At 58.6% G+C, this 24,791-nt stretch carries 23 protein-coding genes; 6 read left to right on the top strand and 17 right to left on the bottom strand.

What is annotated here, in order from left to right:
- Positions 1–321: 321 nt before the first annotated feature.
- Both ACQE3D_RS05055 and ACQE3D_RS05060 read left to right on the top strand, forming a co-directional pair.
- Positions 322–1,779, top strand: a complete 1,458-nt coding sequence (locus tag ACQE3D_RS05055; protein ID WP_313728834.1) for a circularly permuted type 2 ATP-grasp protein — start codon at positions 322–324, stop codon at positions 1,777–1,779.
- Between the two features lies 1 nt (position 1,780).
- Positions 1,781–2,749 (top strand): alpha-E domain-containing protein, encoded by a 969-nt coding sequence (locus tag ACQE3D_RS05060; RefSeq protein ID WP_064031068.1) that lies wholly within the window; start codon positions 1,781–1,783, stop codon positions 2,747–2,749.
- Between the two features lie 171 nt (positions 2,750–2,920).
- On the opposite strand, the gene ACQE3D_RS05065 is transcribed toward ACQE3D_RS05060, so the two are convergent.
- On the bottom strand, positions 2,921–3,673 hold the full coding sequence (locus tag ACQE3D_RS05065; RefSeq protein WP_071154809.1) for a peptidase: 753 nt from the start codon (positions 3,671–3,673) through the stop codon (positions 2,921–2,923).
- A gap of 348 nt (positions 3,674–4,021) precedes the next feature.
- Between ACQE3D_RS05065 and ACQE3D_RS05070 the strand changes: the two genes are divergently transcribed.
- Positions 4,022–6,121 (top strand): cache domain-containing protein, encoded by a 2,100-nt coding sequence (locus ACQE3D_RS05070; protein ID WP_427551417.1) that lies wholly within the window; start codon positions 4,022–4,024, stop codon positions 6,119–6,121.
- A 322-nt stretch (positions 6,122–6,443) separates the two neighbouring features.
- Here the strand turns inward: ACQE3D_RS05070 and eutC are convergent, their stop codons facing one another.
- The 8 genes from eutC to hslV all read right to left on the bottom strand — a co-directional run bounded on the left by eutC (position 6,444) and on the right by hslV (position 14,322).
- Positions 6,444–7,220 carry an ethanolamine ammonia-lyase subunit EutC gene (gene eutC / locus ACQE3D_RS05075; protein ID WP_313728832.1) on the bottom strand — a complete coding sequence of 259 codons (777 nt, stop codon included), beginning with the start codon at positions 7,218–7,220 and terminating at the stop codon, positions 6,444–6,446.
- The gene (locus tag ACQE3D_RS05080) at positions 7,217–8,596 is read right to left on the bottom strand and encodes an ethanolamine ammonia-lyase subunit EutB (RefSeq protein WP_313728831.1); all 1,380 of its coding nucleotides are present in this window, start codon (positions 8,594–8,596) and stop codon (positions 7,217–7,219) included. The genes eutC and ACQE3D_RS05080 overlap by 4 nt, the downstream gene beginning before the upstream one ends.
- 392 nt (positions 8,597–8,988) lie before the next feature.
- Positions 8,989–10,557 carry a ubiquinone biosynthesis regulatory protein kinase UbiB gene (gene ubiB / locus ACQE3D_RS05085; protein WP_168031847.1) on the bottom strand — a complete coding sequence of 523 codons (1,569 nt, stop codon included), beginning with the start codon at positions 10,555–10,557 and terminating at the stop codon, positions 8,989–8,991.
- 11 nt (positions 10,558–10,568) lie between these two features.
- Positions 10,569–11,213, bottom strand: coding sequence for a ubiquinone biosynthesis accessory factor UbiJ (locus ACQE3D_RS05090; RefSeq protein ID WP_313728830.1), 645 nt, complete (start codon positions 11,211–11,213; stop codon positions 10,569–10,571).
- 72 nt (positions 11,214–11,285) lie between these two features.
- Positions 11,286–12,035 (bottom strand): bifunctional demethylmenaquinone methyltransferase/2-methoxy-6-polyprenyl-1,4-benzoquinol methylase UbiE, encoded by a 750-nt coding sequence (ubiE, locus tag ACQE3D_RS05095; RefSeq protein WP_064024253.1) that lies wholly within the window; start codon positions 12,033–12,035, stop codon positions 11,286–11,288.
- A gap of 8 nt (positions 12,036–12,043) precedes the next feature.
- Entirely contained in the window at positions 12,044–12,433 is a 390-nt protein-coding gene (locus ACQE3D_RS05100) for a gamma-butyrobetaine hydroxylase-like domain-containing protein (protein WP_064024251.1), read from the bottom strand.
- A 3-nt stretch (positions 12,434–12,436) separates the two neighbouring features.
- Positions 12,437–13,756, bottom strand: coding sequence for an ATP-dependent protease ATPase subunit HslU (gene hslU, locus ACQE3D_RS05105; protein ID WP_064024249.1), 1,320 nt, complete (start codon positions 13,754–13,756; stop codon positions 12,437–12,439).
- Positions 13,753–14,322, bottom strand: a complete 570-nt coding sequence (hslV, locus tag ACQE3D_RS05110) for an ATP-dependent protease subunit HslV (RefSeq protein ID WP_071154817.1) — start codon at positions 14,320–14,322, stop codon at positions 13,753–13,755. Before hslV ends, hslU begins: the two co-directional genes overlap by 4 nt.
- 214 nt (positions 14,323–14,536) lie before the next feature.
- On the opposite strand from hslV, the gene ACQE3D_RS05115 reads away from it, so the two are divergent.
- Positions 14,537–14,983, top strand: coding sequence for a hypothetical protein (locus tag ACQE3D_RS05115; protein ID WP_313728829.1), 447 nt, complete (start codon positions 14,537–14,539; stop codon positions 14,981–14,983).
- Here the strand turns inward: ACQE3D_RS05115 and ACQE3D_RS05120 are convergent.
- From ACQE3D_RS05120 to ACQE3D_RS05135, 4 genes are read right to left on the bottom strand one after another with little or no spacing between them, the layout of a single operon-like run.
- On the bottom strand, positions 14,977–15,441 hold the full coding sequence (locus ACQE3D_RS05120) for a nucleoside deaminase (RefSeq protein WP_071154819.1): 465 nt from the start codon (positions 15,439–15,441) through the stop codon (positions 14,977–14,979). The genes ACQE3D_RS05115 and ACQE3D_RS05120 overlap by 7 nt on opposite strands.
- The gene (metA, locus tag ACQE3D_RS05125; protein WP_313728828.1) at positions 15,441–16,505 is read right to left on the bottom strand and encodes a homoserine O-succinyltransferase MetA; all 1,065 of its coding nucleotides are present in this window, start codon (positions 16,503–16,505) and stop codon (positions 15,441–15,443) included. Before metA ends, ACQE3D_RS05120 begins: the two co-directional genes overlap by 1 nt.
- 13 nt (positions 16,506–16,518) lie before the next feature.
- Positions 16,519–17,367, bottom strand: coding sequence for an ATPase (locus tag ACQE3D_RS05130; protein WP_313728827.1), 849 nt, complete (start codon positions 17,365–17,367; stop codon positions 16,519–16,521).
- Positions 17,368–17,380: 13 nt separating this feature from the next.
- Positions 17,381–17,683 (bottom strand): DUF6763 family protein, encoded by a 303-nt coding sequence (locus ACQE3D_RS05135; RefSeq protein WP_064024235.1) that lies wholly within the window; start codon positions 17,681–17,683, stop codon positions 17,381–17,383.
- Positions 17,684–17,802: 119 nt separating this feature from the next.
- Between ACQE3D_RS05135 and ACQE3D_RS05140 the strand changes: the two genes are divergently transcribed.
- Complete coding sequence (locus ACQE3D_RS05140) at positions 17,803–18,015, top strand: SlyX family protein (protein WP_064024233.1); 213 nt, start codon at positions 17,803–17,805, stop codon at positions 18,013–18,015.
- A gap of 37 nt (positions 18,016–18,052) precedes the next feature.
- Here ACQE3D_RS05140 and ACQE3D_RS05145 read toward each other — a convergent pair whose 3' ends face one another.
- Entirely contained in the window at positions 18,053–19,363 is a 1,311-nt protein-coding gene (locus tag ACQE3D_RS05145) for a D-alanyl-D-alanine carboxypeptidase family protein (protein WP_313729458.1), read from the bottom strand.
- Between the two features lie 273 nt (positions 19,364–19,636).
- Here ACQE3D_RS05145 and ACQE3D_RS05150 point away from each other — a divergent pair, with 273 nt between their 5' ends.
- Positions 19,637–20,425: a PEP-CTERM/exosortase system-associated acyltransferase gene (locus ACQE3D_RS05150; protein ID WP_064024231.1), complete on the top strand. Its 789-nt coding sequence runs from the start codon at positions 19,637–19,639 to the stop codon at positions 20,423–20,425.
- A 214-nt stretch (positions 20,426–20,639) separates the two neighbouring features.
- On the opposite strand, the gene ACQE3D_RS05155 is transcribed toward ACQE3D_RS05150, so the two are convergent.
- The 3 genes from ACQE3D_RS05155 to ACQE3D_RS05165 all read right to left on the bottom strand — a co-directional run bounded on the left by ACQE3D_RS05155 (position 20,640) and on the right by ACQE3D_RS05165 (position 24,747).
- A complete protein-coding gene (locus ACQE3D_RS05155; RefSeq protein WP_313728826.1) occupies positions 20,640–21,881 on the bottom strand; it encodes a glycerophosphodiester phosphodiesterase in 1,242 nt (413 codons plus the stop codon).
- A 40-nt stretch (positions 21,882–21,921) separates the two neighbouring features.
- On the bottom strand, positions 21,922–23,493 hold the full coding sequence (locus tag ACQE3D_RS05160; protein ID WP_313728825.1) for an alkaline phosphatase D family protein: 1,572 nt from the start codon (positions 23,491–23,493) through the stop codon (positions 21,922–21,924).
- 390 nt (positions 23,494–23,883) lie between these two features.
- A complete protein-coding gene (locus ACQE3D_RS05165) occupies positions 23,884–24,747 on the bottom strand; it encodes a pirin family protein (RefSeq protein ID WP_313728824.1) in 864 nt (287 codons plus the stop codon).
- Positions 24,748–24,791: the final 44 nt, after the last annotated feature.

The following is a 24,791-nucleotide window of genomic DNA, read 5'->3' on the forward strand; positions in this document are numbered from 1 at the left end:
AGCGACAGCAAATTTCGCGCCTAAGTGTATATCGGGAGACCCGCGGGCGGGCGGGCAACGATGTGGCAGCGAGGGGCGGCATTTTCGTGTGTTTCCGACCGCCAGTATCCGTAGCGGTGGTTCGATTGTCCGATTTTTGGGCAGCTGTTGGCAATATGCACAGCTTTGGTGAATACCGCGCTTTTTCCGGGCTTTTTGGCATCAGGCTTGCATTGACGAAATGAAACCCGCGCAAACGGCGCGGGGTGAGTCCGGAATCGGCTTTTGTGCGCCAACTTAGTGCGGTCCGGCACCATAATAGCGATAACCAGGGATGCCCGCATGAAGTCCGAGCAATCGATATGGGCGCAATACCGCGCCAACCAAGCCTACGACGAAATGATGGATGGTGGCGGCCAGCCGCGTCAAACGTGCGCCACTTTGAGTCAGTACTTGCAATCCTTGGGCATGGAAGCCATCAAGGGGCGCCTGTCGGCCGCCGAGGCGGCGATATTGGAGATGGGTATTACCTTCACCGTCTATAGCGACGAAGGCAACATCGACCGGGCTTGGCCGTTCGACATCATTCCGCGCTTAATCGATTTTCAGGAGTGGCGGGGCATTGACGCCGGCTTGCGGCAGCGTTTGCGGGCATTGAACCACTTCATCGACGATGTTTATAACGAGCGGCAGATCATCAAGGACGGCGTGGTGCCGACCGAATTGATTGCGAGTTCCAGCAATTTTCGGCCGGAATGTGTCGGGTTCAAGCCCAAGTTCGGGGTTTGGGCCAATATCTGCGGTAGCGATTTGGTACGCGACGGCGACGGCGTGGTTCACGTACTGGAAGACAATTTGCGGGTGCCGTCCGGCGTGTCTTACATGATCGAGAACCGGGTCATCACCAAGCGAGTGTTTCCCGAGTTACTCGAGAACTTGAACATACTGCCGGTGGACGACTACCCGACCCAATTGTTCGAAATGCTGACGTCGATTGCGCCGAGACCGGAGGATCAGCCGCAAATCGCGGTATTGACGCCCGGAATTTATAACTCGGCATACTTCGAACATGCATTTTTGGCTCAACAAATGGGCGCCGAGTTGGTCGAAGGCGGCGACCTGGTGGTCAAGGACGACGATTGCGTGTACATGCGCACCGTCAAGGGTTTGGAAAAAGTCGACGTGATCTATCGGCGGATCGACGATATGTTCCTCGACCCGGAGGTGTTTCGGAAGGATTCGGTGCTGGGCGTCAAAGGCTTGCTGAGGGCTTGGAAGGCCGGCAACGTGGCGTTGGCGAACGCGCCCGGCGCCGGCGTCGCCGACGACAAGGTGGTGTATGCCTACGTGCCGGCGATGATCCGCTACTATCTTAACGAAGAGCCGCTGTTGCCCAACGTACCCACCTATCTTTGTAGCGATCCCGAGCAATGCGCCTACGTGCTGGAGCATCTGGCCGAATTGGTCGTCAAGCCGGCAAACGAGTCCGGCGGTTACGGCATGTTGGTCGGGCCGCATGCCACCCAGAAAGACATCAAGCAATTTCATAAACTGGTCCAGGCCAATCCGCGCAACTACATCGCGCAGCCCACGCTGGCGCTTTCGACCTGTCCGACCTTGTGCGGCGATCGGTTGGAGCCTCGCCACATCGATTTGCGGCCGTTCATCCTGCAAGGCGAGCGCGGTTTCGTGACCGCCGGCGGTCTGACCCGCGTCGCGTTAAAAGCCGGTTCGCTGGTCGTTAACTCGTCGCAGGGCGGCGGCAGCAAGGACACTTGGATCATCAACCGGGAGAAATGACATGCTATCTCGCTCCGCCGAACGTCTCTATTGGCTGGCCCGCTATCTGGAACGCACCGAGAACACCGCTCGCTTGATCAGCGCGACGATGCACTTGATCTACGATTTGCCCTACGGCGTTGAAATGGGCTGGCACAATCTGCTGAATATTTGCGGCGTGGAGGCCGGGTTTTACCAGCGCTTCAAAAACCCCAGCGAGCACAATACCACCCGTTTCCTGTTGGCCGATACCGGTAATCCCGGTTCGCTGTTATCGTCGTTGTCGGCGGCGCGGGAAAATATCCGCACCAGTCGCGAACTGATGCCGGACGAAGCTTGGGAATTGGTCAACGAAATGTATCTGTACGCCAACAACCATCTGGACAGTTTGTCGAATCGGCGTGGCCGGGCTCAGTATTTGCAGGAAATCATGGCAGGTTGCCAACGCTTCACCGGCTTTATTTACGGCGCGATGAGCCGAAACGACGCTTACCGTTTTTTATGCATCGGCCGCAATATCGAGCGCGCCGACATGACCAGCCGGATCATGGATTTCGGTTCGGTGCTGTTGGCGGAAAACCGTAGCCACAAGATGCGCGAGTACGAAACCATTCTATGGATCAATGTCTTGAAATCGCTGAGCGCGGTGTTGATGTATCGCAAGCAGGTGCGTCAGCGCATCAAGGGCGAGGATGTGTTGGACTACTTGCTGAAGAATCCGGATTTTCCGCGAGCGGTGCTGCATTGTCTGGACGAGATCGCCCATTGCATCAAGCGTTTGCCCAATGCCACGGCCTTATTCCCGCATTTGGAAGCCCTGGAGAATCGCATCCTGGCTGTCGATCTGCGTCAAACGCCGCCCGGCGAACTGCACGCATTGCTGGACGATCTGCAAACCCGTTTCGACGACTTGCACCGGCGCATCGCGGCCGCCTGGTTTTTCGACGCCGACAACGGCGAAGCGAGCATGGAGTTGGAAAAGGCGGCTTAACTGTTGCCGATTCGGCGAAGGAACGGGCGGGCGGTTCGGCAGGGCCGGCGAAACAAGTCCTCCTTCGCGCCACCTAGATCGGACGCGAAGGGTGGGCGCTTGGGTTCAGACTTTGCGCCGTGACTATGCAGATACGACGCTTTTCATCTGTCCGGCCGCTGCGTTCCCCGGTTAAAAGCAGCCCGGTAGCGGTTTAGCGTCATCCTTGCTGAATTGCGGCAAGGTCGCGAAGGCCTCCTTTAGCTTTTCGTGCCACATCCGCCGCAATTGAATCAGGTATTCGTTATCTTCCTGAAAGCAGTAATACTCGTCCAGCTTCATCGCATCCTTCGTGTAAATCAACAGTTCCACCGGCGCGCCGACGCTGGCGTTGCTGCGCATCGTCGAATCCATCGAAATCAGGCAACAGCGGCCGGCTTCGTGCAGGTCGGTATCGATTTTCAAAAATCGATCCAGCACCGGTTTGCCGTATTTGTTCTCGCCGATTTGCAAATAAGGCGTTTGCCGCGAGGTGGTGATGCAATTGCCCTCCGGGTAAACCAGATAGGCGCCGTGCGGCTCCTGGGCAATCTGGCCGGCCAGAATGAAGGTTGCCGACGGATTGAAGCTGCTTTGGCCGTCGTCGGTGTGGCGGCGCTGTTTTTCCACGCTGATTCGACCCAAATACTCGGCGGCTTCGGACAAGTAATGCACGGTGTTCAAATTGATTTCCGCGTGTTCCTTGACGTCGCGCTTGATTTGGTCGATGACCGACTGCGTGGTGGCCAGATTGCCGGCGCTGAGCATGACGATCTTGCGGTCGGGGTTGGTGTTGAACGCGTGCATCTTGCCGTAAATGCTGACATTGTCGATGCCGGCATTGGTTCTGGAATCCGAAGTTAACACCAGTCCGTCCTTCAACGAGACTGCAATACAGTAAGTCATGCGCGCTGCCTGAAATGAAGTAATCGGTTCAGTGTACTAAAGTCGGCGAGTCAGGCCAAGCCGACCGGCGCAATTGCCGACACGTCGGCGGCGGATAGGGAATTTATCAACAATATTAACCAGATAGCTTGCATGGAATCTGGCGGAGTTGGTGCGGCAGACCGCACCGTGCTGGTGCGACAGCTACCGTCGCCGCGCCGGTCGGCCGGCGCCGGCCGGCGAAATTCGTGGTTTCGATCGCTTGGTACGGTTTTTGTTTCCCGTTTGGCGGCCGCACGGAGATCGGCGGCGTGTAGTGCGGGAAGCGTCGATCCGCGTCGGCGCTTCCCGCAATGCATCGACGATGTCATGCAATTCGTACCGGAAGTCGGCGATTTCGCCGGCGCCGGTCGGGAACGCTGTTTCAACCTACCGCAAACAAGGAGTTTTATGCAGGCACTTTTGGAAAACAGTTCGGATAAATTGTTGTCGGCGATGCCCGACGTCAAGACGTTCGAACGGCAGCTGGCGTCGTTAAACGATTGGTGGGGCAAAATCGCGCTGATCGGCAAAATCAATAGCCACAATGTCGCCGCGACGATATTGGACGACATGAATCAAATCCAGGGCAAATTCGGCGAGCTGCAAAAAAAGCTCACCTACAATCTGCTGCTGGAGAACGTCCAGAAGCTGGTATTGGATAACGCGTCCAAGGCCCAGGTGGCGATCGATTTACTGGTGCGGAATTTGTTCGAACGGACCGCCGACGTCGGATTTCTGGCGACCGACGACGATATTCGCGCCTTTCTAAGTCTGGCCGCGCCAACCGCCGAACAAACCGCGTTCATTGAAGACCGGCTGCGCGAATACGTTAAAAAATACAGCGTTTACGACGAAATTCTGGTGTTGGATACCCAGGGGCGGGTCAAGGCGCATCTCGATAAGCACAATCCGGTGACGGTGTCGTCGGATCCGCTGATTTCGGAAACCTTGACCGGCGGCGCAGCCTATGTCGAAACCTTCCGATATTCGGATTTACAGCCGGATCGCCGCCACTCGTTGATCTATTCCTGTCAAATTACCGAAACCAACCAGCGCGATTCCAAACTGCTGGGGGTGTTGTGCCTGTGCTTTAAGTTCGACGACGAAATGCGCGGGATTTTCGCCGACCTGCTCGGCGCCGGCGACGACGGTATTCTAGGGGTGCTGGGCGACGACGGCCGCGTGATCGCCAGCAGCGACGAATTATTGTTGCCGGTCAATACCTGGTCCAGCGTCGAACGCTCGGTACGCATCGCCCGTTATCACGGCGCCGAGTACATCATCAACACCCGTGCCAGCAACGGTTATCAAGGCTTTCGCGGTTTGGGCTGGTGCGGACAAATGATGACCGCGCTGAATCAGGCGTTTAGCCGCGATCCAATGGCGGCGGCCAATCAGCCGGACATCATGGAGCAGGCCAGCAGTTTTCCGCCGGAACTGCGCGACATCCGCAAGGCGTCGGCCGCCATCAACGACGATCTCGGTTTACTGGTATTGAACGGCCAGATCGCCTCGGCCCGCAAAAACGCCGCCGAATTCATGCCGGTGTTGGAAGCGATCAAACAAATCGGCACCGATATCGCCAGCATTTTTACCGCCTCGGTCAACAGCTTGCAGCAAGCCACCGTGATGTCGTCGCATCTAAACAACGCGGGCTTTTTGGCTTCGTTGGCGGTCGACATCATGGACCGCAATCTGTACGAGCGCGCCAACGATTGCCGTTGGTGGGCATTGACCTCGGCATTTCGTCGTCACCTGGCCGCCGGCAGCCCCGATGCCGGCCAGCGGCGCGAAATCGCCGATATTCTGCAATACATCAACGCCTTGTACACGGTTTATACCAATCTCTATGTTTACGACGCCAACGGTGACATTGTCGCGGTGTCCGATCCTAACCAACAGGCCTTGGTCGGCGGCCGGGTTGGCGACGATAGCGGAGCGGTCACGGCCCTGAAATGCCCTGACAGCCAAAGCTATCGGGTCTCGCCTTTTGCCCGTTCGGCGTTGTACGCCCAGAGACCTACCTATATCTACAACGCAGCGATCACCGATTTGGCCGATACGACCCGGGTCGTGGGCGGAATTGGCATTGTTTTCGATAGCGAGCCGCAATTCGCGGCGATGTTGAGCGACGTATTGCCTCGCGACGAGCAGGGTAGTCCGGTGGCGGGTTGTTTCGCGCTGTTCGCAGATCGGCAAAAGCGGGTCATCGCGACCGCTGGCGACTCGGATTTGGGCGCCGGCGAGTTGTTGGATTTGGACGGTGCCTGCTTTCGCTTGCCGGCCGGTCAGCGCGAATCCCGAGTGGTGCAATACCGCGAACGAAATTACCTGCTGGGTAGTGCCGTGTCCAAGGGCTACCGGGAATACAAAGTCGCCGACGGCTACGTCAACGACGTGATCGCCTTCATCTTTATTCCGTTCTGAATCTACCCGAGGCGGCCGATCGCCCATTCGCCGTTTAACTTTGGGTGTTCGGCTGACTAGGGCATGGAAACGCAGTCTTGAATTCTCGGGGGGATAAGGCTTTGTCTTCCGGGTAGCTCGCATTGCCAATTCCGGCCCTTGCTCCACCCAACTTTTGCACATATTGGCTGTTTGGAAGCATTACTAATCCAACAAAGTTTTGCTTACTACGGCGATACTTAAAAATTAGGTACGTTCTAATTTTCAAGCTTAGAATGAAAATGCCCGGTATTTTTCCAGGTTGCATCTAATTCAAACCAAGCGGATCTGTCGGCTCCATACGCTAAAAACAGTCCAAGCTGTTGGCGTCCTTGCTGGTCGGCAACCAGCCGCTCGGCATGTCGTCTTTCAAGGCCACGCCGGAAAGTCCGCGCCGCAGCGCTTGCGCGCTCAGATAAGCCAGTTTGATCGCGGCGGCTTCGTAAGCCAGGCCCTGTGGCGGGCGGATGTTGGATAGGCAGTTGCGGTCGGCGTCGGTATTGCCGAGGCGCGGCGCGTGGGTCAGGTAAATGCCCAAGCTGTCGGCGGCGCTTAAGCCGGGGCGTTCGCCGACGATGATGACGGCGAGTTTGGCTTGCAGCAGTTCGCCGATTTCGTCGGCGACGGCGACGCGGGCTTCCGGCACCAGACAAATCGGAGCCAGGGTCAGGCCGTAAGCGCGGTAAGCGGCCGTCACCGCTTGCAATAGGTTGAAAGCGTGGCGTTCGACCGCAGTCGAAGACAGACCGTTGCTGACGATCAGCGCGACGTCGGAGCCGGTCGGGTTCAGCGCCGTCAGTTGGGCGCGGCTGTCTTCGGTCAAGCGCCGGCCCAAGTCCGGTCGGCGCAAATATTGAGCGCGATCCGCAATCGGCGTGTTCAGTACCAAAACCGGCCAGCCGGCATCGGCGACTGCATCGGCACAGGCGCGAACCGCCCACGGTTGATGCACCGCGTCCCGAGCCGCGGCGTGAGCGGCGTTGAATTCCAGTTGCGCCGAGGTTGGCAGCGCGCAGCCGGCCCGGCCCAGCGCGATGCGAGCTTGAGTGTAACGGCGCAGTTCCAGCCAGGGATCGCTCATGCGGTCAGTTCGCCGCGAAATTGGCCGAGCAGCCGGGACGCGTCGCGGCGGTCGGTTAGGCGGTTATTGTCGAAGATGCCCAGGCTTTCCAGCCAGGCTTCGAATTCCGGTGCGGGGCGCAGGCCCAGCGCTTCGCGCAGATACAGCGCGTCGTGGAACGAGGTGCTTTGGTAGGCCAGCATCACGTCGTCGGCGCCGGGTACGCCCATCACGAAATGGCAGCCGGCGACGCCGAGCAAGGTCAGCAAGGTATCCATGTCGTCCTGGTCCGCCTCGGCATGATTGGTGTAGCAAATGTCGCATCCCATCGGCAGGCCGAGCAGTTTGCCGCAAAAATGGTCTTCCAGACCGGCGCGGATAATCTGTTTGCCGTCGTACAGGTATTCCGGGCCGATGAAGCCGACCACCGAATTGACCAGCAGCGGATCGAACTCGCGGGCGACCGCGTAGGCGCGGGCTTCGCAGGTTTGCGCATCGACACCGTGGTTGGCGCCGGCGGACAATGCGCTGCCCTGGCCGGTCTCGAAGTACATCACTTGATGGCCGACGCTGCCGCGCCGTTGCTCGTCGGCCATCGCCCTGGCTTCGCGCAACAGAGCTAAATCCACGCCGAAGCTGCGGTTGGCGGCTTCAGTGCCGGCGATCGACTGAAACACCAGATCGATCGGTGCGCCGCGCCGCATCAGTTCCATCGTGGTGGTGACGTGGGCCAACACGCAGGCCTGGGTCGGGATCGCGTAGCGTTGGATGATGCCGTCGAGCATTTCCAGCAAGGCGCGGACATTGTCCAGGCTGTCGGTGGCCGGATTGATGCCGATTACCGCGTCGCCGCTGCCGTACAGCAAGCCGTCGAGAATGCTGGCGGCGATGCCGCGCGTGTCGTCGGTCGGATGGTTAGGCTGCAGCCGGGTGGATAGCCGACCCGGCAGTCCCAAGGTATTGCGAAATCGGCTGACCACCCGGCAACGGCGGGCGACCGCGATCAGATCCTGATTGCGCATGATTTTGCTGACTGCGGCGACCATTTCCGGCGTCAATCCGGGCGCCAGCGCTGTCAAGTCGGTTTGACCGGTCAGCAGCCAATCGCGGAATTCGCCGACCGACAAACCGGCGACCGGCGCAAATGCGCGCTGGTCGTGGCGATCCAGGATCAGGCGCGATACTTCGTCGTATTCCGGGTCGATCAGAGGCTCTTCTAAGAAGCGTTGCAGCGCGACCTCGGCCAGACAACGCTGGGCGGCGGCCCGTTCGATCTCGGAATCGGCGGCCAATCCGGCCAATTCGTCGGCCGCCCGGCGCGGCGATGCCTTGGCCATCAACACCCGTAGATTCGCAAATTGAAAGAAGCGGCCGTTAACGGCGGTCGAGTAGGGCATTCCGCGAGCGAAAATTGATTGATGATTGGACCGCGAGCATAAGCCGGTTTTATGACCGATTCGTGACACTGGCGAGCGCATGCTTGCCGCAAACTGGGGTATCTCAAAAAGATCCGTTGTCACGTGTTTTGGGCCGTCCATGTTTCGACTTTGCTCAACACGAACGGCCTAAAACACACTCACTTACCCGGTGAATAAAAAATCCAGCTTCCACTTCAGAGGGTGTCGTAAAAGTCGAAACAGAACCTTCTCCTCGCGGGAGAGGGCAGGGTGAGGGGGATAAAATCAATGCCTTACCTTGATATTTCCCCTCACCCCAACCCCGCAAGGAGAGGGGCTTTTACGACACCCTTCTTCAGTGGGAGTTACGCGGTGTCGGGCGCGGATTGCGGTCAGTAGTTGAGACCGGGCAATTGGAGGATCAGCGCGGCGCTGATCATCGCGGCGGCGGTCAAAATGGCCCACAGCGAACGGCGATTGTTGGATTTGAGCTGTTTGCGCAGCAATACCATTTCGCGCTGGTGGTGCTGGATTTGTTGCTGCATCTGGGCGGTGCTCTGCAATGCGTGCAACACCAGGGCCGGGATTTCCGGCAGTTGCTCGGTGATTTCCGGGAGTTTGCCCAGCAGTTCCTTGAGCTTGGCGGCGGGTCCCATCCGTTCCTTGAACCAATTCTCCAGGAAGGGTTTCGCGGTTTGCCACAGGTCCAGCTCCGGGTAGAGCTGCCGGCCCAGGCCTTCGATGTTCAGCAAGGTTTTTTGCAGCAGCACCAATTGCGGTTGGACCACCATGTCGAAGCGGCGGGCGGTCTGGAACAGTCTGAGCAACAGCAGGCCGAAGGAGATGTCTTTCAACGGCTTTTCGAAGATGGGTTCGCAGACGGCGCGGATGGCTGCCTCGAATTCCTCGACCCGAGTCGTGCTCGGCACCCAGCCCGACTCGATGTGCATTTGCGCGACCCGCCGGTAATCGTGGTTGAAAAAGGCCAGGAAATTCTCGGCCAGATAACGCTGATCGGAATCCGACAGGCTGCCGACGATGCCGAAATCGACCGCCAGGTATTTGTCCGGCAGTTGCACGAAAATATTGCCGGGGTGCATGTCGGCGTGGAAGAAATTGTCGCGGAATACTTGGGTAAAGAATATTTCCACGCCCCGTTCCGCCAGTTTCTTGAAATCGGCTTGGCCTTCGCGCAAGGCGTCGATGTCGCCGACCGGAATACCGTAGATGCGTTCCATCACCAGCACTTTGCGGCGGGTCAGCGGCCAGTGGATTTCCGGGATGTAGAGCATTTCGGAGTTTTTGAAATTGCTGCGGATCGCGCTGGCATTGGCGGCTTCGCGGACCAGGTCCAGTTCGTCGAGGATGGTCTTCTCGAATTCGGCGACGATTTCGACGGCGCGCAGGCGGCGGGCATCCGGCCAGAAGCGCTCGGCCAGTTTGGCGAATTCGAATAACAGCGCGACGTCCGAGTGAATCTTGCCGGCGATGTCCGGGCGCAACACCTTGACGATGACTTGCTCGCCGCTGTGCAATTGCGCGGTATGAACTTGGGCGACCGAGGCCGAGGCCAGCGGCGTCGGATTGAATTCGGCGAAGGCTTCGCCCAGGGTTTGGCCGAGTTGCTGCTCGATGATTTTTCGGGCCGTTTCGGCCGGGAAGGGCGGCACCTTATCCTGTAGCTTGACCAGCTCCTCGGCGATGTCTTCCGGCAGCAAGTCCTTGCGGGTGGACAGGGTTTGGCCGAATTTGACGTAGATCGGCCCCAGGTCTTCCAGGGTTTTGCGGATGCGGACGCCGCGCGGCAGCGTGGTGCGGCCCAGCCAGTAGTTGGGCGAGCAATAGGCCAGAAAGCGAATCGCCCGGAACAAGCGGGTTTTCAGCACGATTTCGTCCAAACCGTGGAACATCATCACCCAATTGATATGAATCAGGCGCATCAAGGTTTTGGGACGAATCACAAGCAGTCCTTTTAACGGGGTTCGGTGGGTGGAGTGAGGGCGGCGGCCAGCCGGTCGAGGCGCGCGGTCAGTCTATCGGCATCCTGCCGGAGTTCGTCTATCCGTTGAAAGACTTGCTCGGCTTCCGGTTTGGCGGGCAGTTCGCGGGTTTCTTCCTGGAGAAATTCCTCCAGATTGAGTTTAAACGTGGTCAGGCCATGCCGCGACCAGGCGCGGCCGCCGCGCACCCAGCCGGCCAGGCGGTGGGCCAGGTCGGCGCCGGCGTAGCGGGCCAACTTGGCTTCCCAGGCGATGTCCAGTTTTTCGAACAAGCGCTGCAGCTTGCGGGCCAGTTGGGTATCGCCGGCCAGTTTGACTTCGCCGCGAAACAGCGAGCGCATGGGCGTGGCGCTCAAGCCCATCAGGCCCAGAGCGGCCAGCGAGCCGCTCAAACTGGCATCGGGTTCGCCGGCGTAACTCTCCAGAATCTGGATGCGCCGGGTGCCGGGACACAGGAACAGTTCGGCGCCGAAGGGCTGAATGCGCAACGCGATGACCTTGCCGGCCATCGGCGCCAGATAGTCTTCGAGGTGGTCGTCCAGCACCAGATACTGGTTCAACGCGGTTTCCAGCGCGGCTACCAGCAGGGGTTTGACTTGCAGAAAATCGTTCGCCATTAGCCGTTCGTCGATCGGAGCTGTTGCGGACAATCGCGCGCTACCATCCGGGGTCGATGGAAGCCGCGGCGCTTAAAATTTGTAGCCCCGGTGCACCGCGACGATACCCTGGGTCATATTGAAATATTCGCAGCGCTCCAGGCCGGCGTTTTCCATCATTTGTTTTAGTTCGTCCTGCTTCGGGTGCATCCGGATGGATTCGGCCAGATAGCGGTAGCTTTCCTCGTCCTTGGCGACGACCGCGCCGATTTTGGGCAGCAGATTGAACGAATAAAAGTCGTAAACCTTTTCGGTAATCGGATCGGTCGGATGGGAAAATTCCAGCACGATGACCCGGCCGCCCGGTTTCAAGACTCGGTACATCGAACGCAGCGCGGCGTCCTTGTCGGTGACGTTGCGCAAGCCGAAACCTATCGTCACGCAATCGAAGGTATTGTCGGCGAACGGCAGGCATTCGGCGTTGACCTGGGCGTAACGGATATTGCCGGCCAGACCTTTGTTGACCAGGCGTTCGCGACCGTTGCGCAGCATCTCGGCGTTGATGTCGGCCAATACCACTTGGCCCTTGGCGCCGACCCGTTTCTCGTACAGCATCGTCAAATCGCCGGTGCCGCCGGCCAGATCCAGTATTTTATCGCCTTCGCGCACATTGGCCAGTTGTACCGCGACCCGCTTCCAGATCCGGTGAATGCCGAACGACATCAGATCGTTCATCAGATCGTAGTTGTTGGCGACCGAATCGAACACGCCGCGCACCATCGCGACTTTTTCCGAGACCGGTACTTGTTTGAAGCCGAAATGGGTAGTGTTGTCGTTAGTCATGGTGGCGTTTAATGAGTAATGGGCGAGCGGCGGCTAATGCCGGCGGCTTGGAGTTCTTCGAGATATTGCGACCAGAGCAGCGGAAAGTCCGAACCCAGTTTGTACAACAAGTCCCAACTGTAAATGCCGGTATCGTGGCCGTCGCTGAATACCAGTTTGACCGCGTAATTGCCGACCGGCAGGATGTCGGTGATGGCAACGTCCTCCTTGCCTGTTTGCAGGGTTTCCTGGCCGGGGCCGTGACCGACCGCTTCGGCCGACTGGGTGTAGACGCGCAGGTATTCGGCCGGCATTTCGAAGATGCTGCCGTCGTCGAAATGGATTTCCAGTATACCCGACACCTGGTGCAGCTTGATTTCGGTCGGGACGTGGTGGCAGGGCGGAATTTCGATACGCATGGCTTATAAGATATAGCGGCTGAGGTCTTCGTCGTCGGCCAGTTCCAGCAAATGGGCGTTGACGTAGGCGGCGTCGATGGTCACGGTTTTTTCCGGCAGGTCCGGGGCGTTGAAGGACACGTCCTCCAGCAACTTCTCCAAGATCGTGTGCAAGCGGCGGGCGCCGATGTTCTCGGTTTTTTCGTTGACCTGCCAGCCCAGCTCGGCGATGCGGCGGATGCCGTCGGCGGTAAATTGCACGTCCACGCCTTCGGTTTTGAGTAGCGCCTGATATTGCTCGGTCAGCGAGGCGTTCGGCTCGGTTAGGATGCGGACGAAGTCTTCGGCGCTGAGCGCGCTCAGTTCGACCCGGATCGGAAAACGGCCTTGCAACTCCGGAATCAGGTCTGACGGTTTGGTCAAATGAAAGGCTCCGGATGCGATGAACAGCACGTGGTCGGTCTTGATCATGCCGTATTTGGTGCTGACCGTGCTGCCTTCGACCAGCGGCAGCAAGTCGCGCTGCACGCCTTCGCGGGAGACTTCGCCGCCGCCGATTTCGCCCCGTTTGCAAATCTTGTCGATCTCGTCCAGGAACACGATGCCGTTTTGCTCGACGGCTTGTAGCGCCGTTTGCTTGATGTCTTCCTCGTTGACCAGTTTGCCGGCTTCTTCTTCCTGTAGCAGTTTCAGCGCGTCCTTGATTTTCAATTTGCGGGTCTTGGTGCGGCCGCTGTTCAGGTTTTGAAACATGCCCTGTAACTGATTGGTCATTTCTTCCATGCCCGGCGGCGCCATGATCTCGACACCCACCGACGGCGCCGCGACATCGACTTGAATTTCCTTGTCGTCGAGATCGCCTTCGCGCAGTTTTTTACGCATTTTCTGGCGGGTGGATTCCTCGGTTTCCGACAGCATGCCGCCCTCGGCGCGCGGCAGCAGAATGTCCAGCACCTTGTCTTCGGCGGCGTCGGCGGCGCGGTTTTGCACTTTTTCCATTGCCGCGACGCGAGTCATTTTGACGGCGGTGTCCACCAGATCGCGGATGATGGATTCCACGTCGCGGCCGACGTAACCGACCTCGGTAAACTTGGTGGCTTCTATTTTAATGAAGGGGGCGTTGGCCAAGCGGGCCAGGCGGCGGGCGATTTCGGTCTTGCCGACGCCAGTGGGGCCTATCATCAGAATGTTCTTCGGAGTGATTTCCTCGCGCATGCCGGCATCTACCTGGCCGCGGCGCCAGCGGTTGCGTAGCGCGATAGCGACCGAGCGCTTGGCGTCGGCCTGGCCGACGATGTGCTTGTCCAGTTCGCTGACGATTTCTCTTGGGGTCATTTGACTCATGGTTGTTCTTGCTCCGCCGGTTTGGCTTCGGCGTCCAATTCTTCGATGCGTAAATTGTGGTTGGTGTAGATACAGATGTCGGCGGCGATGTGCAGCGATTTCTCGACGATGTCGCGGGCGCCGAGTTCGGTGTTTTCGTACAAGGCGCGGGCCGCGCTTTGCGCGAACGCGCCGCCGGAGCCGATCGCGATGAAATCGTATTCCGGCTCGATCACGTCACCGGTGCCGGAAATGACCAGGGTGGTCTTGCTGTCGGCGATGATCAACAAGGCTTCCAGCTTACGCAGCGCTCGATCGGTGCGCCAATCCTTGGCCATTTCGACGGCGGCGCGGGTCAGATTGCCGCGGTGTTTTTCAAGCTTGCCTTCGAAATGTTCGAACAGGGTAAAGGCGTCGGCGGTGGCGCCGGCAAAACCGCCTATCACCTTGTCGTGGTAAAGCCGGCGCACCTTGCGGGCGTTGGCCTTCATCACGGTGTTGCCCAGCGTGACCTGGCCGTCGCCGCCGATCACGACTTTGTCGCCGCGCCGCACGGACAATATGGTGGTACCTTCGAAACTCGTCATGTTTTCAATCAACGGAACGGGGAAAGCCGAGGATTTTACATGTTCTGGATTGCGATGGGGAGAAGTTTGCTGGGGCTCGCCGGCCGGCCAAGCGTTGAACTATCGGGCGAAACTGATTAAAGTGAGGCGGCCGGATAGGTGGTGCCGATAACGCTGCCGTAGAGCGGCGGCCGGGACGGCTTTCGATCATTAGAATAACAACAAGGGGATCAACATGAGAGGTTCATCAGGCTGGAAATGCGCGGCTTTGCTGTGCGCGGTGTTCTTTTCGGGCGCGGTAGCGGCGGTAACGCCCGACGAAGAAGAAAAACAGCAATGTAAAAAACCCAAATTTCGGGACTTCGCGCCCGCGCACATGGCGGAAGTGGCGCCGGGCGTGCCGTTGTCGTTTCACGTTTCGCCCAACGCCGACCCGTTTACGATCACCGCCGAGGCGCGTGGCGAGAAAATGAAAGTGGATGTTGTCAATAAAAAGACCTTCTATCTGGTCAATGCGACCTTGCCGGCGCTGAGCGGCGGATTTGCCCGGATACACGTCACCGCGAAAGCCGCCGAAAGCAAGACCATCGCTAGCGGTTGCCTGGGTCAGGATGGTTGGTTGCTGAAAATCAAGGGGGCCGAGACACCCGCGAAAACGGCGGTGGCGCCGGCCGCTCAATAGCGGATTTTGTCGGTTTTGGCCTGCCAACGGCGGAACGGCAGATCCGGTTCCGCCAGCGGCAGTCGGCGCATTGCGATTCGGCGGTGCTTGGCGGCCTTGCCGATTTCGTCGTAGATAAAGCCGTCGTCGAAACCGGCTTGGGCCGCGTCGTGGCGGTCGCAGGCGTAATACACCGCCTTTAGCCGCGCCCAATAAATCGCGCCCAAGCACATCGGGCAGGGTTCGCAACTGGTGTAGAGCGTGCAGTCGGGCAGCTGAAAGTCGCCGAGCGCCCGACAGGCCAGACGGATCGCCGCGACTTCGGCGTGAGCGCTCGGGTCCAGGTCGGCGGTCACCCGATTGCCGCTGGCGGCGATGACTCGGCCGTCCCGGACGATCAGCGCGCCGAACGGTCCGCCGCCTTGTTCGACATTGGCGGTGGCCAAATCCACCGCTTGCTGTAAAAAGCCGGCGTCCATTAGAGGCCCAACGGGTTGTCCGGGTCGATGCCGGTCATGAACGGCAAACGCCGGTCTTCGTTGGTGATTTGGTAAACCTTGCCCAGCCAATTGTTGAACACCGCCTTGGCGGAGTCGCGCCAAGTAATGTCCAAATGGCCGAGTATCTCCTCCTCGGGCAGGGCTTTTACCGGTCTGGCGCCGTGCCGGGCGGCCTTGACCTCCGCTTCGTACTCGGACAGTAGGCGTTGCGTCGCCGGATCGAAGTAGTTTTCCGGGAACGGCGGGTAATCGTCGCGCTCGGCTCGGTAAAACCGCAGTACCTCGCGCTTGTATTCCTTCAGCAGGCTGATGTCGTCGTATTCCGGATGGCCTTGGAAGAATACGATACGGAAGCCGTCCGGACTGACCGCCAGATGTACGCCCGCCTGATCGCTGGCCACCAATACTTTCAATCCGTGTTTGGCCATGTCCGCTTGAAAGACTTCGTTGTAGCGCGAGTGCGGTACGTCGAAGCGGGTGTTGATTTCGGCCACCAACGGATGGCGGCGGTCGACGACCTTGTGCGAGAACACTCCCCAGCGTTTGCTGGGCAAGCGGGTGCGCTCGACGCCGTAGCAGTGTTGGATCAAGGCATGGGTGGCGAGGCAGGAGCACAGGACCGACGTGACGTTTTGCTTGGCCCATTCGAAGACTTCGGTCAACGGTCCCCAAAACGCTTCGTCCTGCAAGTGGTCGTGGGTGACGTTGGCGCCGCTGATGATCAATGCATCCAGGCCGTCCCGCTTGATTTGCTCGAAGGATTCGTAATAGCGCTCGATATGAGCCAGCGCTTCAGGGCCGCGTTCCAGGCCGGCGATCGTGAATGGATGCACATGAAATTGGGCAATCTGATTACAAGCGCCGACCAGCCGGAAAAACTGGCGTTCGGTGGCTTCCAGCGCCGCGTCGGGCATGATGTTGAGCAGGCCGATATGCAATTCGCGGATGGATTGGCCTAGCGCGCGCGCCGGACTGAGGATTTCTTCGCCTTCGTCGCGCAGACGGCCGAAGGTCGGCAAATCGGTATGGGCAACTAACGGCATCGCGGTAGAGGCCTCATGCGCTTTGGCGGTTGATGGCCGCGGCGATCAATTCGATGAAATCTTGCTCGCTTTGAATCCGGGCCGTTTCGTCGGCGCTGACCGTGTAGCCGTATTGGGCGGCAATCGCTTCGTAGCGCGGCACGCGGGCCTTGAACAGCTCCGGAAATACCCAAGTGACGAAGTCGTCCGGCGGAATTTGGTCGGTCGAGGCGTAACCGCGTTCGTTCATGAATCGCGCCAGCTTGGCATCGACGAATTCGGGGCGGTAGTAGAGCGGTTTCGGATCTTGCTTGGCGCGGTCGATGATGGTTTGTTCCAGCGCCGGCGGAATCTGGATGTAAACGATCAGCGTGTGCTCTGCCAGCGTTTCGAGAACCTCAGGGCAATCGAGTTCGCAGACGCTACCGCCTGCGTCGTTCAAAAAATGTTTGTAGCCGTAAATCGCTTCGGCCTTATGAATGAAATCCGGCACGTCGTTCATCGCCGCGATTTCGGCCTGATGGTGTAGTGCCTGCCGGCGCTTGAATTCGGCCAGCGTCAGGCCGCCCTTGGCCGGATCGCCGATTTTGCCCAGGAAACTCGATACCGGCGCCAGATTATCGACGGTAATATTGTTGCAGATGTAGATCGAGTCCGATTTAAGCAGCTCGCGCAAAAACGGCACGCCCATCGCCTGCTGTTTGATGTTGTCCAGGATGGGTTCTTCCAAGTACTTGGTGCCGATCCGGTAATCCCCGGAATAGTGGAACCATTTGTCCTTGGGCAGTTTGTTGGACAAGGTAGTCTTGCCCGCGCCGGACATGGCCAGCAGCGTGATGCTCTTGGATTCCCAGTCCAAGAATTGTTGGGCGGTCATTTTCATAAAAGGTGATTGCTTAATCCAAAAAATCGCTGATATCCAAATCTTCCGAGTCCGGGCGGGCGTGGCGATCGGGATCGGTATAGCCGAGATCGTCGGCCTCCAGATCGTCGAACGGCGCGCTCCAGTCTTCCGGATCCTCGATATAGTCTATCGTCGAGTTGTACCAACTTTCGTTGTCGTATTCGCCCAGATCGCCATTGGCGTATTGGACTTCGATGTTGTCGTCATTGCCTTCGATGGCGACGACCTTGAAGGTGAGGTTGCTTTCCAAGTCTTTATACCAACGGCCGATCACCGGGTCTGCGATAGTAGTCATCGTTGCGTCCTCGCTAAGTGGTTTACCCGCCCAATGATAGCGAGTTTGCCGAGACTGTGCGAGCCGAGTCGCCGGCGAATTCGGTTAGAATGGCGATTTACTCTTGGTCGGTACAGATCATGAACGTGGATAGAATCATCGAATTGGAGATCAGGCAGGCGTATCAGGAAGACCTGATACAGGCCCTGAATCAGGTGGTGGCCGGTCAACAAATCCAGATCGGCAAACTGGAAGAAACTTGCAAGTTATTGCACGACAAGATTAAAAGCCTGGGACATGCCATTAACGATGGCGGCGGAGCGCAGGCGGACGAGCGTCCGCCGCATTATTGAACCAGCCGGCATCCGGCCGGGCTGTGCTTCCCGCCGTTTAGCCGGCCTTGACGCGCCGACGCGGCGTTTCGGCGCTAGCGACCGATTTGGCGGATGGCGGCAATGCGGTGCAATCCAGGTTTTTAGAATGCAGTCGTCGGCAGAAATCGCGGCTGTCGTCTTGCGCCAGCCCGGTCCAAACGGTTTTCCAAAACACGCCGCCCTTGAATTTTTGGCGGACGATACGCGGTTGGCCGGCTTTGGCTAGCGAGCCGAGCGCGCTTCTGGCGCGTTTCAGATTAACGTCAGCGTCGATCTTGCGCGCGAAATTGCCTATCGCGACCGACCAAGCACGCTCGCTGGAATGGCTTTTGACGCCGGTCGCGCGGATTTCCGCAACTGCCTTGCGGCGTTCCGAATGGCCGGGATTGATCCGAATCGGCTCGTAACGGTTGTTGCCGGAGTCGGCACCCATTTGTTCCGCGCTACCGGCGCAACGATTGGAGGACAGCTGGAACGGCGGCGGCGCGCCGCTGCCGTCTTGCAATTGGCTGATGTGGCTGCCGTACAAGCCGCTGGCACTGTTGGTAAAGCCCAGGTCCAGCAGGTTTTCCATTTGTTGAAAGCGTTCGGCACTACTGTGCGCCCCCAACAACACGCCGATCAAGCGATGGCCGTTGCGTTTGGCCGAGGCGATCAGGTTGTACCCGGAGCCGCAAGTAAAACCGGTCTTCAGGCCGTCGGCATCCGGATAGCTTTTCAGAATGCGGTTGGTATTCGGCAGAACCCGGCCCTTGTAGCGAAATTCGGTCGCCGAGAAAAAACGGTAGTGCTGCGGAAAGTCGCGGATCAATGCGGCGGACAACAAGGCTAAATCGCGAGCGCTGCTGATCTGGCCGTCGTCAGGCAGGCCGCTGGCGTTCTGAAACGAACTGTTATACATGCCCAGCCGATGCGCCGTTTGGGTCATCATCGCCGCGAAATTGCTTTCGGTACCGCCCAGATGCTCTGCCAGCACCACCGCCGCGTCGTTGGCCGAGCGGGTCGTTACCGCCATGATGGCCTGCTCGACGGTCAGGTTTTGGCCTTGGCGCAAGCCCAACTTGGAGCTGGGTTGCAGCGAAGCGTGTCGGGATACCGTGACTGTGTCGTTCAGGTGCAGGTGACCGGATTCTATCGCCGAGAACGTCATGTAAATCGTCATGACCTTGGTCAGCGAGGCAGGATACCAGCGATGCGTGGAGTCGGTTTCGTGAACGACTCTGCCCGTATCGGCATCGATGACGATGGCCGCGTAACGGGCGGCGGCCGGCGAACCGTGCAGCAGCAGGCAGGCGATTGAGGCGAGGGCTAGGTTTAGGCGCGGCACGGTACTCAAGTTCTTACTTTGCTCCAAGTAGGTGGTGTAAGGTTTTGACTGGATTATTTAATCAGAATAATCGCTTTCAAAAAAGGCTTATTTTCGAATCGGTGACCAAATATTCTGGAATTTTTTTGGGCAAGCTTAGCCGGTTTTTTGCTTGAACAAAAGGGCAATTGCGGTTTGTAAATGCTTAAAATTGTTATATTATCTAAGCTCGGGGCTGCTATTTGACAAACAGTCTGGGCAGCAAGGGATCTATAGTCGTCGGGATGGTGTCGCTTGATTGAAGAAAAACGTTATTTTGACAATAGTTTTGATGTGTTTCTGGCTGATACGCCCGAGAGTCTGGAAATCCATTACAACCTCCGGTTTCGGGTGTATTGCGATGAAATGGGCTACGAAGACAAGGAGCGGTTTCCCGATAGATTGGAGAAGGATTATTGGGATGAAAACGCCGTCCATTTTTTGGTCCGCCATCGCGATAGCGGCTGTTGGCTGGGAGCCATGCGGTTGGTCAAGCCGAGAGGCTATCGGTTTCCGCTCGAGGATCGCTGCACCCCCTACCAGCCTCTGTCGGTGAATCAATACCGCAACTCGGTGGAAATTTCCAGGCTGTGCGTGCTGCGGGAAGCGCGGCGCTTAAACTTGCACAGGCGGCCGGCCAAGGTGTTGGCCAACGGCGAAGTCGATCGGCGTGTCAGTTTCCTGCAAGATTATAAAAACTTGAGCCGTAGCGTGATGTGGGGTTTATATCGGGCGGCCGTCGTGTATTGCCGGCAAACCGGAATCAGAGACTGGTACATCCTGGTCACGCCGTCGTTGGCGCATGCGGTCAAGCGCGAAGGCTTTGAAATGACTCAGATCGCCGAACCTTGCGGACTGAACGGCGTGCGTACCGCATATCGATTGAGCGTGGCGCATATCCTGAAAAACCCGATATGGGAACACGACTACAAGCGCGATTTTCTGCGCTACTCCGAGCTGAACGACGAATTCGCCGCCTATGGTTATCTGCGCAGGCCGCTACGCCAGATCGGCTCGGTTTCCTATATTCAGCCGCGCTATTAGAAAAACTATAACGGCGGAAATCGATAGACCGGCAGCTCGGTTGCCGATCATCGATAGAAGAGTGCCGCAGCGCTAGTCACGGCGTTAGTCCTTGAGCGTTCCGGCTTGCTCGAGCCATTCGGCAAACAGGGCGCCAGACGTGCAAACTGGGTTTGCGCGCCTGGCTTTTCCGTATCAACCACCGCCGGCTTGGCGAAACCGTTGTCAAGCGGAATCAATCCTCGCGATGCCGGCCGCGGCGGCATTGACTAAAGGTCGAATCGGCGTTCGCCGAGGCATCGCGAGCCGCCACGCCGGTGTCCGGGAAGTCGGTGAACAAGCCATCCACGCCTAAATCGAAGTAGTAGATCATTTCCTGTTGCGGGTCCGCGAAACCGTAACCACCGGAGTCGTTGCGGAAGGTCCAGCTATGCACCTGCAAACCCTTGTCGTGCGCCATTTCCAGTACGCCGGTACTGCCGTCCACTCGGCGGTCGTGAAGGTCTATGCTACCGTCGCCGGTACGGTCCACGCCATCGGCCACCGTTTTCACCAGATAAGGTTTCCATGGGCCGATTGCGTCGGCATAGGACTTAACGAAATCCAGGCCGGTTTCGCTTAACAAATCCGCAAAAGTGCGCGGGTCGCCGGCTTTGACGAAATCGTAAGGCTGTTTGTAAGGCGGAACCAGCGACAGTGAACCATCGGCATTGACATCGTCGGCGTCGATCAACTGCACCAAGCGAATGTCGGTTTTCCTGCTCAGATATTGCAGATTGCCGACTTCGAAGGATTGGATGAACACCGGTGCGCAGGCGCTGTCGCCGTAGGCGGCGTGCAATTTGGCCAACAACTTGTTTTCGAAGAAATTCCGGCCGAACAGCGGCCGGCGGTTGGCGGCTTTCAAGTCGGCGTGATAGGTGGAATGCTTGATTTCCGGATAAATGCCGATGGTCCGGCCGGTTTCCCGGCTTTTTTGCTTGGCCAGCGCGATGACTTCTTCCAGTGTCGGAATTTCATACAGGCCGTCGTAGGCGGTGTTGGCCGGCCGCGTTTGCGGTAAACGTTCCCTGGCGCGCAGGGTTTTGATCTCGGCCAACGTAAAGTCGCTGGCAAACCAGTCTTCGTATTCGACACCATCCACCATCCGCTTGGTTTTGCGGCCGGCGAATTCCGGGTGATTGGCCACGTCGGTGGTGCCGCCTATCATCGGCTCGTGGCGGGCGATCATCTGGCCGTCCTTGGTCAACACCAAATCGGGCTCGATGAAATCGACGCCCATCTCGATTGCCAGCGTATAGCCCGCCAATGTGTGCTCCGGCCGGTAACCGGCGGCACCGCGATGGCCGATGACGAGAGGGCTGGTTTGCATGGTGCCGTGATCTCGGTGATAGGAATGGGCGGCGGCGGTGCCGGGCCCAGTCAATATAGCCAGGGAAACGGCCGCCGCCGGCAGGTTGTAAAGCATTTTAAACATGTTGGCTCCTTAGTTAAGGAAAGGTGAGCTTCCTAGGATATTAATCGCGGCGTTCGCCGTCGGCGGGCAGTACTTTGCTGAACACCGTCGCGCCATTGATGTCTTTCAACGCAACCCGCAGGGCTCGGCTGCGCTGGTCGATATCGACTTGACCGAAGAACTGCAAGCCGGCGTACGGTGACAGGTTCACTTGACCGGCCGGTGGCGCCTTGCTGAATACCACTTGCGGGCCGAAGGTGCCGTCGGTGCCGTTCGGGCCGAACGAACCGGCGTTCAGCGGGCCGGCGACGAATTCCCAGAACGGCGCGAAATCTTTGCTGGCGGCCTTGCTTGGGTCGTAATAGTGCGCGGCGGCGTAATGCACGTCGGCGGTCAGCCACACTACGTTTTTGACGTGCGCGTGTTTGATAAAGCTCAGCAAGCGGGCGATTTCCAGCTCGCGGCCGGCGGCCGGACCATTGTTGCCGTTGGCGACCGCTTCCCAGCGCGGCGTGCCGTCCGGCAAGCTACCGTCGCCGATGTTCAAGCCGATCGGCATGTCGGCCGAAATGATTTTCCAGGTGGCGTCGGAGCTGGCCAAGGCTTCTTCCAGACGAGCCAGTTGTTCCTCGCCCAGGAATGCGGTTTCCTCGCTTTCGGAGGTTTGCAGATTGGCGGTGTTCGGACCACGGTAGCTGCGCATGTCTAAGACGAACACCTCCAGCAACTTGCCGTAAGACAATTTCCGGTAAACCCGGTCGGATTCTTCCGCACCGTGCGGGCGTAGCGGCGCGTATTCGTGGAAGGCTTGGGTGGCGTGGGCGATCAGGGTCGGAATATCCTTGATGGTATAGCGCGCGTCGTTGCTCAGGTCCTTGGCATCCGACCAGTTGTTGACCACTTCGTGGTCGTCCCATTGCCAGATTTGCGGTACTTCGGCGTTAAAGCGGCGCAGATTGGCGTCCAGCAGGTTGTATTTGTAGCGGCCGCGAAACTCGTCCAGCGTTTCGGCCACTTTGGAGACTTCCGGCGTGACCAGATTGGTCCAAACTTGGCCGTTCTCGGCGACCACGCTTTCTTTAATCGGGCCGTCGGAATACACGCTGTCGCCGCTTTCGATGAAGAATTGCGGTTGGACTTTACGCATCGCTTCGTAGATTTTCATGCCGCCGAAGCTTTCGTTGATGCCCCAGCCCTGGCCGGCGATGTCACCGCCCCAGACAAAACGGATGTTGTCGCGTTTGCCTATCGTGTGGAAATGCCCGGTCACCGCCGCGCTGGCATTGCGAGCGTTGGTCAAGTCTTCGAACCAGACCTTGACGTAAACGTCTTGGCCGGCCGGCAGATCGACCAAATCCTGGCGGGCGGTGAAATCGGATTCAGGCGTCGCATAAGGGCCGCGAATCGTTACCGGATTGGTGAAGTCGGCATCGAATGCATATTGCACGAACATCCGGGCCGGTCGGTCGGCACGGCTCCACACCACGGTTCTGCCCGGCAGCGGATCGCCGAATTGGATGCCTTGCGGCATTTGCGGGGCGTCCACCGCGCAAGCCGGGTTTGTTAAAGCGGCAATGGCCGCCAGCAGCGCCGATTGGCCGGCGATACGGGTAAATCTGCTTAATTTACGCATGCTTAATTCCAGGGCTGGGTAGAGGAGGCCGGGATTATAGGCAGCGCAAAATGACAGGATGATTAAGCGGAGCCGCTTGATTTCTCGAGGGAATCGGCGTGATCGGGTGGTGGGAGGGATTTGGAATGTCGTTTTTATCAGTCGTTCGCCGCGCGGATTTGTGCTGTGGCGAAGTCGTGGCAGACGCATCGAATGCGCTGTTAAGCCCGCCCGGCTGTTGCTGCCGGGCGGAATGAGCTGGAGTGAGGCTTTGCGTTGCAGGACACAGGCGGAATGCACTCGCCGTGTCGTTTCTTTCGCGAGTGCGTTTGGCGCGAAGGTTTGGGCTTGCGGCGCGGTCGGTTTACTGAAGACGTCGCGGCCGAGTTCCGGTGGGGACCGGTCCCCGGTTTACAAGCGGCCGTTTTGGTAGTCGTCGATCGCTTGCAGAATTTCGGCCTCGCTGTTCATCACGAACGGGCCGCGCTGAACGATCGGTTCGCGCAGCGGCCGGCCGGCGATCAGTATGGCTTGGCTGTCCTGTTCGGCGATCATCACCACGCCGTCGCTTTCCGACCGATTATTTAACACCGCCAATTGCCGAGCCGCGAGCTTGCGCCCGCCGATCGTCAGCTCGCCGCGATAAACGTAGATAAAGGCATTGCGGTCGGGCGGCAGCGCTTGGCTGAATGCGTCGCCGGCCGGTAAGTGCAGATCCAGAAACAACGGTTCGGTGACCGGCCGTTGTATCGCGCCAGCTACGCCGTGACTGGCGCCGGCAATCACGCGGAGCAGGCCGCCGTTCGGCAGCTCGAGTTCCGGTATCGCCGGGCTTTGCACGTCGAGGTAGCTGGGGGGCTGCATTTTGTGCGCGGCCGGCAGATTGATCCACAGTTGAAAGCCTGCCAACAAACCGTCTTTCTGCTCCGGCATTTCCGAATGGATAATCCCGCGTCCGGCTGTCATCCATTGTATCCCGCCGGTCTCCAATAGCCCGGCGTGGCCGGCATTGTCGCTATGCCGCATGCGGCCGGCCAGCAAATAGGTCAGGGTCTCGAAGCCGCGGTGCGGGTGACTGGGGAAGCCGGCGACATAATCGCCGGGATTGTCGCTGCCAAAGGCGTCCAGCAATAGAAACGGGTCCAGCCGTTTTTGTAAACTTGGCGGTATCAGCCGCGTCAGTTGGACGCCGGCGCCGTCGGTTGTGTTAAGCCCGGTGACTAATTGTTCGATAGTCCGGGAGTGATTTACGGTGGAAGCGGATGTTGGGCTCATCGGTTGATCTCATGTTAATTGGGGCGCGTTTTAAGGTCCCTTCG

Source organism: Methylomonas sp. MS20, assembly GCF_050275925.1.
Lineage (GTDB): Bacteria > Pseudomonadota > Gammaproteobacteria > Methylococcales > Methylomonadaceae > Methylomonas > Methylomonas koyamae_A.